The 12,643-nt window shown below is 71.4% G+C and carries 12 protein-coding genes and 1 riboswitch; all 12 genes read right to left on the bottom strand.

Annotated features, from left to right (window positions below; all coding sequences use genetic code 11):
- Nucleotides 1–233: 233 nt before the first annotated feature.
- On the bottom strand, nucleotides 234–1,178 hold the full coding sequence (locus N5I75_RS17580) for a Ppx/GppA phosphatase family protein (RefSeq protein ID WP_476678598.1): 945 nt from the start codon (nucleotides 1,176–1,178) through the stop codon (nucleotides 234–236).
- Entirely contained in the window at nucleotides 1,175–1,807 is a 633-nt protein-coding gene (locus N5I75_RS17575) for a DUF501 domain-containing protein (protein WP_476678596.1), read from the bottom strand. The genes N5I75_RS17580 and N5I75_RS17575 overlap by 4 nt, the downstream gene beginning before the upstream one ends.
- Nucleotides 1,808–1,846: 39 nt before the next feature.
- On the bottom strand, nucleotides 1,847–2,341 hold the full coding sequence (locus tag N5I75_RS17570) for an FtsB family cell division protein (protein ID WP_476678594.1): 495 nt from the start codon (nucleotides 2,339–2,341) through the stop codon (nucleotides 1,847–1,849).
- Nucleotides 2,342–2,450: 109 nt separating this feature from the next.
- Nucleotides 2,451–3,731: a phosphopyruvate hydratase gene (gene eno, locus N5I75_RS17565; RefSeq protein ID WP_394431469.1), complete on the bottom strand. Its 1,281-nt coding sequence runs from the start codon at nucleotides 3,729–3,731 to the stop codon at nucleotides 2,451–2,453.
- A 258-nt stretch (nucleotides 3,732–3,989) separates the two neighbouring features.
- Nucleotides 3,990–4,697 carry a transglycosylase family protein gene (locus N5I75_RS17560; protein WP_476678592.1) on the bottom strand — a complete coding sequence of 236 codons (708 nt, stop codon included), beginning with the start codon at nucleotides 4,695–4,697 and terminating at the stop codon, nucleotides 3,990–3,992.
- A gap of 4 nt (nucleotides 4,698–4,701) precedes the next feature.
- Nucleotides 4,702–4,848, bottom strand: a riboswitch (cyclic di-AMP (ydaO/yuaA leader).
- Nucleotides 4,849–5,029: 181 nt separating this feature from the next.
- Nucleotides 5,030–6,118: a transglycosylase family protein gene (locus tag N5I75_RS17555; protein WP_476678590.1), complete on the bottom strand. Its 1,089-nt coding sequence runs from the start codon at nucleotides 6,116–6,118 to the stop codon at nucleotides 5,030–5,032.
- Nucleotides 6,119–6,285: 167 nt separating this feature from the next.
- A complete protein-coding gene (locus tag N5I75_RS17550) occupies nucleotides 6,286–7,527 on the bottom strand; it encodes a cytochrome P450 family protein (protein WP_476679526.1) in 1,242 nt (413 codons plus the stop codon).
- Between the two features lie 104 nt (nucleotides 7,528–7,631).
- The gene (locus tag N5I75_RS17545) at nucleotides 7,632–8,624 is read right to left on the bottom strand and encodes a nucleoside triphosphate pyrophosphohydrolase (protein ID WP_476679525.1); all 993 of its coding nucleotides are present in this window, start codon (nucleotides 8,622–8,624) and stop codon (nucleotides 7,632–7,634) included.
- 52 nt (nucleotides 8,625–8,676) lie between these two features.
- On the bottom strand, nucleotides 8,677–9,360 hold the full coding sequence (locus N5I75_RS17540) for a SurA N-terminal domain-containing protein (protein ID WP_476678588.1): 684 nt from the start codon (nucleotides 9,358–9,360) through the stop codon (nucleotides 8,677–8,679).
- A 149-nt stretch (nucleotides 9,361–9,509) separates the two neighbouring features.
- The gene (locus N5I75_RS17535) at nucleotides 9,510–10,361 is read right to left on the bottom strand and encodes a glycoside hydrolase domain-containing protein (RefSeq protein ID WP_476678586.1); all 852 of its coding nucleotides are present in this window, start codon (nucleotides 10,359–10,361) and stop codon (nucleotides 9,510–9,512) included.
- 75 nt (nucleotides 10,362–10,436) lie between these two features.
- Nucleotides 10,437–11,951 (bottom strand): serine/threonine-protein kinase, encoded by a 1,515-nt coding sequence (locus N5I75_RS17530; protein ID WP_476679524.1) that lies wholly within the window; start codon nucleotides 11,949–11,951, stop codon nucleotides 10,437–10,439.
- A 41-nt stretch (nucleotides 11,952–11,992) separates the two neighbouring features.
- Nucleotides 11,993–12,622, bottom strand: a complete 630-nt coding sequence (locus tag N5I75_RS17525; protein ID WP_476678585.1) for a hypothetical protein — start codon at nucleotides 12,620–12,622, stop codon at nucleotides 11,993–11,995.
- Nucleotides 12,623–12,643: the final 21 nt, after the last annotated feature.

The following is a 12,643-nucleotide window of genomic DNA, read 5'->3' as shown; positions in this document are numbered from 1 at the left end:
CGCGACACACCACGGACGAGCCCCGGCACCCCACCTGGACGCCACCGAACGGGCCCGTGGGCCACAAAGCGCGCCCAAGAGGGCCGAATTCCTTGTGAAGAACTTCACGAACTTTGTGGCCGAGGCACGCGAAGAGCGTGTCGCGACCCCCTTCCACCATGCTCAGACGGGGCGCGGCACGCTCAGGCGTGATCATTCGAAGGCGCTGCGGGGACCCTGGAGGGGCATTGCTGTCAGGCGAGCGACCAGGCGATGCCGTCCAGAATGTCGTGTTCGCTCACGACCACCTCGCGGGCGCCGGTCCGCTCCATGATCAGACGCAGGACGAGCGCGCCCGAGGCGATCACGTCGACGCGGCCGGGGTGGATCACCGGGTGCAGGGCGCGCTGGTCGTGCGTGGACGTCAGCAGCCAGTCCGTCAGCTCGGCGACCTTCTCGTAGGAGACGCGGGAGTGGTGGATCGCGGCCGAGTCGTACTCGGTGAGGCCGAGCGCGAGCGCCGCCACCGTCGTCACCGAACCGGCCAGGCCGACGAGGGTGCGGGCCTCGGCCAGCGGGACCAGCTCCGCCACCCGGTCCAGGGCCGCCACGACGTCCTCGCGGACCGCCTCGACCTGCGCGGCGGCCGGCGGATCGGTGACCGTGCCGTCCTCGGCGACCAAGTGCCGCTCGGTCATCCGTACGCAGCCGATGTCGACGGAGTGCGCGGCGCGCACCGCCTCGTCGCCGACCACGAACTCCGTCGAGCCGCCGCCGATGTCCACCACCAGGAACGGCGTGTCCAGGTCGGCCCGGCCCGTCAGCTCCTTCGTCGCACCCGTGAAGGAGAACGCCGCCTCCTGCTCCCCGGTGATCACCTCGGGCTCGACGCCCAGGATGTCCAGGACGCCGCGGACGAAGTCGTCCCGGTTCGAGGCGTCGCGGGACGCGCTCGTGGCGACGAAGCGGACGCGCTCGGCCCCGTGCTCCTTGATCACTTCGGCGTACTCGCGGCACGCCGCGAACGTCCGGTCGAGGGCCTCGGGCGCGAGCCGGCCCGTCTTGTCGACGCCCTGGCCGAGCCGGACGATCGTCATGCGCCGGTCCAGGTCGACGAGTTCACCCGTCTCCGGGTTCGCGTCCGCGACGAGCAGCCGGATGGAGTTCGTACCGCAGTCGACGGCGGCGACCCTGGTCACTTGCCCTCCCGCTCAGCGGCACCGGGCTCCGCGCCGGAGTCCAGGGGGCGGAAGGCGAAGTGTCCGGAGCCGTCCTCGGAGGCGTCCACCTCCCACGCGTCACCCTCGGGCAGACCGCAGGGCGTCACGCACGGGCCCTTCCGCCACCACTCCGGCAGCATCTCGATCGCCTCGTCGCCCAGCGGGTTCACCCCCGGACCGGCCGCCAGCGAGTGCGCCACGAGCACGTGCAGGCACTTCACGCGGTCCGGCATGCCGCCCGCGCTCGGGAAGTTCTCCAGGACCTCGATGGCGTCACGGCGGGCGAGGTAGTCCTCGTGCGCGGCCCGGTACTGGCGCGCGAGCTCCGGGTCGGTCGCGAGCCGCTCCGTCATCTCCTTCATCACGCCGTTGGCCTCAAGGGTGCCGATGGCGGACGCCGCGCGCGGGCACGTCAGGTAGTACGTCGTCGGGAACGGCGTGCCGTCCTCCAGGCGCGGCGCCGTCTCGACGACGTCCGGGTTGCCGCAGGGGCAGCGGTGCGCGATGGCCCGCAGGCCGCGCGGCGGGCGGCCTAGCTGCTCCTTGAACGCGTGGATGTCGGCGTCCGTGGGCGCGGTGGGCTCGGTCTGGGGCGGGGGCGTTTCCATGCCTGTCTTTCACTTTGTGGGGCGGGGTGACGGTGGTGGTCAGTTCGCGCGGTCGGCCTTGTCGACGCCGTCCCAGACGTTCGAGTACCAGGGGCGGTCGGCCGCGCCCTGCTCGTCCCGGCCGTCCTCGGTGGCGCGCGGGTCGGGCACCACGTACCCGGTCTCCCCGGGCATGACCATGTGCAGCCGCTCGCGGATCCGCTGCTCGGCGTACGCGTCGTCCTGCCAGCGCGCCTTCTCGTCGCGCAGCCGCTCGACGCGGTCCTTCGCCTCCTGCTGCTTGCGCTGCAGGTCCGCGATCTCGCCGCGCTGGGACACGTACTGCCTCATCGGGTAGGCGAGGGCGACCACGAGGGTGCAGACGACGAGGGCGAGCAGGGCCGCGCGCCCGGTGAGCCGGGAGCGGCGGGCCTGGCGCTTGTTCTGCGAGCGGTAGACGCGCTCGGCCGTCTGCTCGCCGAGCACGCGCAGGCGGGTGGCGGTGGAGAAGCGGGCCGAATCGCTCTGGCCTCTGCTCCGTACCTTTCCCGGCATTCGCCTGTCGCCTCCCCGTTCCAGCCGTCCGGCTGCCTACGTGCGTACGTCCCCGCACACGGTACGGGACCGAGTGCGGGGACGTACGGAACTGCGGCGCCGGGGACGGTCAGCCCTTGAAGCGGGGGAAGGCCGAGCGGCCGGCGTAGACCGCCGCGTCGTCCAGGATCTCCTCGATGCGCAGGAGCTGGTTGTACTTGGCGACGCGCTCGGAGCGGGCCGGGGCGCCGGTCTTGATCTGACCGCAGTTGGTGGCGACGGCGAGGTCGGCGATGGTGACGTCCTCGGTCTCACCGGAGCGGTGCGACATCATGCACTTGAAGCCGTTGCGCTGGGCCAGCTCGACGGCGTCCAGGGTCTCGGTCAGCGAACCGATCTGGTTGACCTTGACGAGCAGGGCGTTGGCCGAGTTCTCCTCGATGCCGCGGGCCAGGCGCTCCGGGTTGGTGACGAACAGGTCGTCGCCGACGAGCTGCACCTTGTCGCCGAGCTTCTCGGTGATGGTGTTCCAGCCGGCCCAGTCGTCCTCGAACAGCGGGTCCTCGATGGAGACGAGCGGGTACGCGTCGACCAGCTCGGCGTAGTACTCGGTCATCTCGGCGGCCGAGCGCTGCTTGCCCTCGAACTCGTACACGCCGTCCTTGTAGAACTCGGAGGCGGCGACGTCGAGCGCGAGCGCGACCTGCTGGCCGGGGACGTAACCGGCCTCCTTGATCGCCTCGAGGATGAGGTCGAGCGCGGCGCGGTTCGACTCCAGGTTCGGGGCGAAGCCGCCCTCGTCGCCGAGGCCGGTGGACAGGCCCTTGGTCTTCAGCACCTTCTTGAGGGTGTGGTAGACCTCGGTGCCCCAGCGCAGCGCCTCGGAGAAGGACTCCGCGCCGATCGGGGCGATCATGAACTCCTGGATGTCGACGTTGGAGTCGGCGTGCGACCCGCCGTTCAGGATGTTCATCATCGGGACGGGCAGCAGGTGCGCGTTCGGACCGCCCAGGTAGCGGAAGAGCGGCAGGTCGCTGGCCTCGGACGCGGCGTGCGCGACGGCGAGGGAGACGCCCAGGATGGCGTTGGCGCCGAGCGAGCCCTTGTTGTCGGTGGCGTCCAGGTCGAACATCGCCTGGTCGATCAGGCGCTGCTCGGTGGCGTCGTAGCCGACCAGCTCCGGGCCGATCTGCTCGATGACGGCGAGGACGGCCTTCTCGACGCCCTTGCCCTGGTAACGGTTGGGGTCACCGTCACGGAGTTCGATGGCCTCGAAGGCACCGGTGGAGGCGCCCGACGGGACAGCAGCACGACCCGTGCTGCCGTCGTCGAGGCCGACCTCGACCTCGACCGTGGGGTTGCCTCGGGAGTCCAGGATTTCCCGGGCTACGACGACGTCGATGGACGGCACGAGCATCTCCTTCTGGGATGTGACACAACTGTGCGGACGGCGTGGCCCGCACCCTGAGCCTAACCGGCCCAGGGGCATCAGCCAGTCGACCGCCCGTGTTGTGGACAACGCCGATAGCGAAATGTTTCTTAACGGAACAAAGACGGCGACCCCCGTTCCGCCGCGCAGATGCGGCGGAACGGGGGTCGCCGGAGCGAGCGGCCGTTGCGAGCGCCGGCCCGGCATCCGCCGATGCCGAGTCGTCGTGCTCCAAGGGTCTTACTTGAGGTGCAGCTGCTGACCCGGGTAGATCAGGTCGGCGTCGGCGACGATGTCCTTGTTGAGCTTGAACACCTTCTGCCAGTTGGTGCCGTGCGCCTCGGCGATCTTGCTGAGGGTGTCGCCGGTGACGACCTTGTACTCGCCGTCGCCCTTCTCGACCTTCTTGCCGGTCGGGGTGGTGACGGTGTCCTTCTTGGTCTCCTGCTGCGGCTGAGCCTGCTGCTGCGGCTGCTGACGCGGCTGCGAGCGGGTCGTCGTCGAGGACTCCGAGCGCTCCTGCTGCTGCGGCTGCTGCGAGGACTGCGACTCGACCGGAGCGGAGTTGCCGGTGGAGGCGCCGGACAGGCCCACACCGCAGCTCGGCCAGGCACCCTTGCCCTGCGAGGCGAGGACCTTCTCGGCGACCGATATCTGCTGCGCCTTGGACGCCTGGTCGGCGGAGGACGCGTAGGCGGTGCCTCCGTACGCGGCCCACGTCGAGGCGGAGAACTGCAGACCGCCGTAGTAGCCGTTGCCGGTGTTGATCGACCAGTTGCCGCCGGACTCGCAGGAGGCGACCTGGTCCCACTCGGAGGTGGAGGCGGCGGAGGCGCCCGTGGCACCCATCAGCGGAACGGCGACGGCGGCACCGGCGACACCGGCGAGCGTGGCGACACGGACGGCCTTGGACGGGCGGCGGTGCTTGCCCTTGCTGGAAAGCAGCATGAAGGAATCCCCTCACCGACGCCTACGAGGTGAGCTGTCGGGTGCGGACCAGTGAGTGTCCGGCGCGCAACCTAGTGCGCGGCTTAACCCCAAGCCGGTTTCCCGGCACTTACCTTGGGTCCCCCGCTCCTGCCTACGGCGCTTACGCGTCGACTGTTCCCGTACGGACGTTGGCAGGATTCGGCGTGACGTCCGTCGGGGCCCGCTGTGGCGAGCGGTGACGACGTTAAGCAGTCGATCCGCCCGATTTCAAAGACGATCAGGGTGTTTGAGACTCATGTCTCACTCTCGCAAAAGCGGACATAGGCGCCTCAACCCGCCCCAATTTTCAGTTACTTTTCATCCGTTTCGAGGCCAAGATCCAGACTCTGACCAGGAAGGATGAGGTCCGGATCGGCGCCGACCGTCTTCTTGTTGAGGTCATAGAGGGCATTCCACCCTCCGTCGATGTTCTGCGCGTCCGCGATGTCCGTCAGGTTGTCGCCGGAGCGGACCGTGTACGCGGCCTCGGAGCGGACTTCCTCGCGGGAGGCGTGACGACCCTCACTCTGGCGGGAGACGGCGGTGTCGTCGGCGGCGCGGTCGCCGCGGTGGCGGCCGGCGGAGGACGCGTCCGGGTCGACGGTGGAAGTGGCGTCCGTCTGGCCGGACTTGCCCGAGTTGTCACCTTCGGCGGTGCCGCTCGGCTCGTCGCCCGCCTTGTCACCGCGGGTATCGGCGGTGGCTCCGGCCGACGGGGTGTCAGACGCGGCGGGCGTCCCACCGTCCTCGGAGCCGGATCCGTCGCCGCCGACCGCGCTCGACTCATCGGCGCCGGACGCGTCACTCGCGCCCGAGTCCTGGTGACTCTTCTCTCTTGTGGAGTCCGAGGAGTCTGCGGAGTCCGACGCGTCCGAAGAGCCCGACGTGTCCGAGGAGCCGGACGAACTCGACGAGGCCGACGCATCCGAGGAGCGCGCCGAGCCGGAGGCGTCCGGCGGCGACTGGGCGAGGCCGGACGGGCGCGGCGAGGCGCTCACCCCCGGGTCCACCTCGGCCGCGTCGTCGCTCTGCGTCAGACCGGCCACGAGGGAGCAGCTCGGCCAGACGCCGGGCCCCTTGGCCTGGAGCGCCTTCTCGGCGACGGCTATCTGCTGCGATCTGCTGGCCTCGTCGGCGCTCGGGGCGTAGTCGAGGCCCCCGTACTGCTCCCACGTCTCCTGCGACACCTGCAGTCCGCCGTAGTAGCCGTCCCCCGCGTCGAGGCTCCACTGCCCGCCGGACTCGCACTCGGCGAGCTTGTCCCAGGTGGTGGCGGAGGCGGCGTTCGCGCCGGTCGCCGCGAGCAGCGGGATCGCGATGGCGCTGCCGGTGACACCGGCGGCGACGACCAGAGCGGGGGCCTGACGAGGGCGACGGTGACGACCGTTCCCGGAGAGCATGCGGTTGCCTTTCGCGAGACTGATGCAGCACGCGACAGGAGTGGCGGGAGTGGTGCCGGTTGTGCCTGTGTCGCGATGACTGGTGAACGTAGCGGGACTCGAACGCTTGTCACAAGTCGATGCAGCGTAGATCACGTGAAAGTCACGAAGTTGAGAAACTGTCAGGTTCAGTGGGTGTGCGCCCGGGTGCGCTCGGGGGTGAACTGCACTGGCAGCGTGCGCAGTCCGCGCATGATGAGCCCGCCGCGCCAGCGCAGTTCGGCCGGGTCCTCGGCGAGCCGGAGGTCCGGAAGACGCGTCAGGAGCGTTGCCAGGGCGGCCTGTCCCTCCAGGCGGGCGAGGGGCGCGCCGAGGCAGTAGTGGATGCCGTGGCCGTAGCCGAGGTGCTGGTTGTCGCGGCGGGAGAGGTCGAGCGTGTCGGGCTCCGCGAACCGCGCCGGGTCGCGGTCGGCGGCGGCGAGGACGACGAGAACCGGGTCGCCGGTGGCGATGGACTGTCCGCCGATGGTGAGGGGTTCGGTCGCGAACCGCCAGGTCGCCAGCTCGACGGGGCCGTCGAAGCGGAGCAACTCCTCGACGGCGGTGGCGAGGAGAGCGGTGTCGTTCACGGCAAGGCCGCGTTGCAGTCGCTCACGTTGCTCCGGGTGCGTGAGCAGGGCATACGTCCCGTTGCCGATGAGGTTGACCGTGGTTTCGAAACCCGCGAACAGCAGGATGAAAGCCATGGCCGCTGCCTCGTTCTCGGTGAGGTGCTCGCCGTGGTCGGAGGCGCGGATCAGGCCGGAGATGAGGTCGTCACCGGGCTCCTGGCGCTTGCGGTGGATCAACTCGGCCAGGTAGCCGCGCATCTTCTTCACCGACCGGGCGACGCCGCCGCGCGGTCCGCCCCCGTGCCGGATCATCATGCCCGCCCAGTCCCGGAAGTCGTCCTGGTCCTCGCGCGGGACGCCGAGCAGGTCGCAGATGGCGTAGATGGGGAGCGGGAAGGCGAAGTCGTGGATCAGGTCGGCCTCGCCCTTCGCCGCGAACCGGTCGATGAGGTCGTCCGTCAGCTCCTGCACCCGGGGTGCGAATTCGGCCACCGTACGCGGGGTGAACGCCTTCGAGACGAGGCGGCGGAGGCGGGTGTGGTCCGGGGGGTCGATGTTGAGCAGGTGCGTCATCAGATCGGCCTTGCGCTCGCCCGGGATGCCCGTCTTGCCTTTGGCGTGCGAGGGCTCGTCGTGATGGGCCGGGTTCTTGCTGAGCCGCTGGTCGGCAAGGGCCTGCCGGGCGTCCGCGTACCGCGTGACCAGCCACGCCTCGACCCCGCTCGGCAGCGTGGTGCGGTGCACGGGCGCGTGCTCACGCAGCCAGGCGTAGGCGGGATACGGGTCGCTGGCGAACTCCCAGGTGAAGAGTTCCGGCATGTCGGCGTGGGCGGGGCTTTCGGTCACCTTCCGACGGTATCCGGAGCGGGTGACCTAGCCGTACGCAAGGGGGCCGCGCTGGGGGCCGCGCTGGAAGCCGCCCCCTACTCCTCCCCCACCCCCTCCGCGACACGCACCGCCGCGCGGTACGTCCTCGCCGCCGCCCTGAGTGCCGTCTCCGGGTCCACGCCCTCCGCCTCCGCGCGCAGCGCCAGGGCGAGGAGTTCGTAGCCGATGCCCGCGCCGGTCGGGAGCGGGACGTCCAGGCCCGCCGTACGGACGCGGGAGCCGAGTTTCGCGGCGAGGGCGAGGCCGGGCTGGCCCACCGGGACGCCGTCGGTGACCGAGGCGCGGCGCTTGGCCTCGCCCTTCTTGCGGAGCCAGATCTCCCGCACCTCCTCCGGCGTCGACGCGCTCTCGTCGCCGAAGACGTGCGGGTGGCGGTGGATGAGTTTGGTGACGATGCCACCGGCGACGTCGTCCACGGAGAAGGGCTCGTCGGGGTCCTCCTCCGCGATGCGGGCGTGGAAGACGACCTGGAGGAGGACGTCGCCGAGCTCCTCGCGCAGCTCCGTACGGTCGTCCGTCTCGATCGCCTCGACCAGCTCGTAGGCCTCCTCGATCGCGTACTTCGCCAGTTCCTCGTGGGTGCGCTGCGACGACCAGGGGCACTCGCGGCGGATGCGGTCCATGACCTGGACGAGGTCGAGGAGGCGGGCGCCGGGGAGGTCGTAGGAGCCGGGGAGGAGTTCCAGGGACGGCATCCGCTCGCGGCCGGAGCCCGCCAGCGCGGCGAGGCCGTCCGTGAGGCGGCGGTCGCCCTCGGCCGTCGTGAGGACGACCACCGTGCGGTCGCCGTCGGCGCAGAGGTCGACGAGGTCGCGGGCCGACAGGGGCGCCGTCGCGAGCGTGACCTCGACGCCCGCCTCCTTCAGGTACGGCAGCTGCGGGTGCGCGGCGTCGGCGCACAGCACCGCGTCGGCACCCCGCAGCACCTCCCACGCCGGCCAGGAAAGGAGTCCGGGGGCGACCCGGTGGCTCGTGGTGAGCAGGACGATGCGGCCCGCCGCGTCGTCCAGCCCGGCGGCGGCGTCCATCTCTCGATCGTTCACGTTCACCACTCGAACGTAACGCAGGGAGCGGGGGTGCCTACGCCGTCTGCTGGGCCGACGGCGGCTCCTGGCGCGTGACCTGCTTCAGCCACGGCGTCTTCGACTCGACGAGGCGGCTGCGCGGGGAGACCTCCCAGGCGCCGTAGCGCGGGTTCAGGTCGACGTTCAGCTCCTTGGACGCCTTGCCGATCGCCTTCCAGAACGCGGTCTGGCCCTCCTGCGTCTGCATGTCGGCGCCGAGCGCGGTGGCGAGCTTCTGCGCCTCGATCTCGGTGCGCAGACTTTCGGTCAGCCGTTTCGGCGGCACGTTGTACTGCGCCAGCCAGCCGGTCTCCAACTGCTGCGCGCCGCCCGCCCGTTGTTCCAGGCCGGCCCGCATGTCCTGCATCTCCTTGCGGGTGACGGTGACGCCCGCGTCGGTGGCGGCGCGGTGCAGGACCCGGTCGAGGACCATGGTGTGCAGCGTGTTGCGGGTCAGGCCGCCGGATTTGGCGATGGCCTGCTCGTACTCGGCGCTGTCCTTCGTGGCGGCCTGCTGGGCGTCCCGCACCTCGTTGACCCGGGTCTCGAGCTGGGCGACGGTGATGCGCTGGCCGCCGACGACGGCCGCGGCGCCGGGATGCGCCTCGTTCCCGCAGGCGGTCAGGGCGGGAACCGCGGCGATGGCGGCGGCGGACAGGACGAGCGCGGTACGGCGACGGCTGCTGGTGCGGCGGTGCAAGGTGAGCCTCCCTGCGGCGAGTTTGTGCGTCGGTGCACAAAGTCCGTGATCGATGGTAGGAGGTGGCCGCTGGCTCGGCCACCTATTCGACAACGATTCGCCGCGAGTTGAGGTACTCGGGTCCGGACGACGGAGCGGCGCGGGAGTGGTCAGCCGACGATCGCGACCGGCGCGTCCCACGCGTTGCGGTCCACGGTGATCGTGTACCCGCCCCGCTTCTCCTTGCTGTTGACCATGTACTGATGGCCGCGGCTGTGGTTCGTGTACAGCGACTTCGACCAGGGCCAGTCGGACGTGGTGGTGTTCACCTTGTCCCACTTCGCGTACCAGAGGTTGCCCGGCAGGTCGGTGCGGTCCTTGGCGGTGGCGATCGCGGCGGCGCTGGAGCTGCTGAACCCGTAGTAGCCCGCGCGGTACGTCTTGGCTCGCAGCACCTTGTTGAAGGAGCGCACATAGGTCAGCACGGCCTTGTTGCAGGACGCGTTCTCGATGTCGTACGGCTCCATGTCGAGGTAGAGCGCGCTGCCCGCCTTCATGCCGAGCGCGGCGGCCTTGGCGACGGCGTCCTTGCCGTCGGCCGTGCCGAGCGAGGCCGCGTTGGAGGCGGTCATCTTCTCGTTCCTGGTGCCGGTCTGGCAGGGCGGCTGTGCGCCCACGTAGAGCGGGATCAGCTTCCAGCCCTGCGCGTTGACGGTCTTCACCCAGGACTTGGTGAGGTTGGGCTGGGCGCAGCCGCGGTTCTTGCCGCCGATGTAGACGGCGGCGGCGCCGTAGAAGCCGGTGTGCCAGGCCTTCATGGCGGCGGCGGACGGCGCGGTGCAGGTGTCGAGGGCGCGGCCGGTGTACGTCTTCTGCGCGGGCCACGTGGTGGCGGCCGAGGCGTTGGTCGCGGCGACCGCGGCGCCCGCGGCGACGACCGCTCCGGCGGCGCCCCAGGCCACGTAGCGGTTGCGCTTGGAGAGCCGGTGGCTGCCCGGTCTGGAGCCCTTGGCGCTGGTCATGAGATCCCCACCCCTGTGTGCTGTCGGAGCCGGCCACGACGACCGGCGACCACGAAAGATAGCCGGTGCCCCGGATCAGCCCCTGACCTGCCCCAGCCACTGCAGGGTGCGCCGCACCTCCGCCGGGAACGGATGCCCGGGCCCGTGCAGCCGCTCCGCGTCGTGCAGCAGGCGTACGAGCGTCTCGTGCGCGGCGCCCCGGTCGCCGACGGCGAGGAGGAGCTGGCCGATGCGGCGGCGCACTTCGAGGGCGAGGCGGAGGTCGGTGGTGGCGTACTGGTTCTCGTAGTACGGGAGCAGCGAGCGGTACTCGGCGAGCGCGGCGGCCGGTTCGCCGAGGGCCTCCAGGCACTGGGCCGCCTCGTAGCGGAACTGGAGCGACTGCGGGTCGGCGTGGCCGGCCTCGGCGGCGCGCTCGTCGGCGAGGCGGCGCAGCTCGGGCAGGGCGCGGCGGTACTGCCCGTCGTCCATGAGCGTGGCGGCGTACTGCTTGCGCAGGGTGCGGACGACGGGCGAGTGCTCGCCGTGCTGGGCCGCGGCGGCGGGCAGGATCGCGCCGAGGATGTCGACGGCCTGGGTGATGCGGCCCTCGCCGAGCAGGCGTTTGACCTCGTCGACGGCGCGGGCGACGTCGGGGCGCTCGCCCTGCACGTCGGAGCCGGCGGGCTGCGGCGCGGGCGTGCGGGCGCGGTCCGGCCAGGGCGCGTGCGGGCGCAGGAACGGGCGGGTCGGGTCGAGCGGATGCCCGGTCGGCACTCCGCGCGGGGGCAGCAGCGGGAGCAGTTCCTCGTACGTCTGCTGCGCGGAGGCGGGCCGGTGCTGGGGGTCCTTGGCGAGGAGGCGCAGGACGAGGTTCTCCAGCGCTTCGGGGACCTCGGGGCGGATCCGGCGGACCGGGACCGGGGCCTCGTAGAGGTGGCGGTGGAGGATGCCGAGGGCGGTGGTGCCCGCGAAGGGGACGTCGCCGCTGAGGAGTTCGAAGAGGAGCACGCCGAGCGCGTAGAGGTCGGTGTACGGGCCGACGGCGCCGCCCATCGCCTGTTCGGGCGCCATGTAGGCGGGGGTGCCGATGGGCGATCCCGTGTGGGTGAGGCGGGTGGTGTCGGTGTCCATGACGGAGGCGACACCGAGGTCGAGGACGGTGATCGTGCCGTCCTTCTTCACCATGATGTTGCGCGGCTTGAGGTCCCTGTGGACGATCGGCACCGCGTGCACGGCGGAGAGCACGGCGCACAACTGGGCGGCGACCGAGACGGCCCAGGGCCACGGGTACGGGTCGTGCTCGGCGAGGTGGTCGCCGAGGTCGGAGCCGTCGATGTACTGCATGACGAGGTACAGGAACGAAGCGGCGTCCTCGCCCTCGGAGCCCGCGTCGTGCACGGTGACCAGGCCGGGGTGGTCGACCTGGGCGGTGACGCGGCACTCGCGCAGGAAGCGGCGGCGCAGCTCGTCGGCCTCGGCGCCCGCGACCCGGTCGGGGCGGAGCAGTTTGACGGCGACGCGGCGGTCCAGGCGCTTGTCGTACGCCGTCCAGACCTGGCCCATGCCGCCCTGGCCGATGAGCGTGGAGAGTTCGTAGCGCCCGGCGATGACGTGGCCGCCGCTCGCCGCGGCGGCGGGGGGCGGGAAGGTCACCGGCCGCCGTCCTCCCGCTTGCGCAGGTAGTCGCTCAGCTCGTCCAGCTCGGCGCGGACCTGGTCGATGCGGTGCGGGGGCGGGGGCGGGGTCTGGTTCTGCGGCGCGGGGGCCTGCGGCGGCGTCGGCGGGACGGGCGTGGGCGTCGGGCCCGCGGCCTGGGTGGGCATGGCGTGCAGCGGCGGGGTCGGGGGCTGCTGCCGCCCGTACGGCTGGGGCTGGTGCTGGGGTTGCGGGTGCCGCTGCGGGTAGCCGTAGCCGACCGTGGTGGCCGTCGGCGGGTACGGGTGCGCGGGCGGGTGCGGCACCTGGGTCCGGCGTATGTCGAACACCAGGAAGTGCGCGGCGCTCGCGGCGGCGATGATCAGGACCGCGGCGAGCGCCACGTCGGTGCGGTGGTCCCCCTCCGGCAGCGAGCCCACGACGGCGAGGAGCGCGAGGGTGACGGGCAGCGCCGTCCAGGCGAGCACCCAGTCGAGCGCCTTGCCGCGCAGCACCGCGATCCGGAACAGCGGCACGCACGAGAGCAGGCCGCAGCTGAGGACCGACAGGACGGGGAACAGGACCCGCAGGGTGATGACCGTGCCCTCGTTGCGCGAGGGCGGCGCCGCGCCGGGCCCGTACATGTCTGCTCCTGCTGGTCTGTC

It is taken from the genome of Streptomyces sp. R818 (assembly GCF_056172735.1).
Note: the sequence above shows the minus strand (reverse complement) of the source record. Positions and strands in the feature narration are given on the sequence as shown.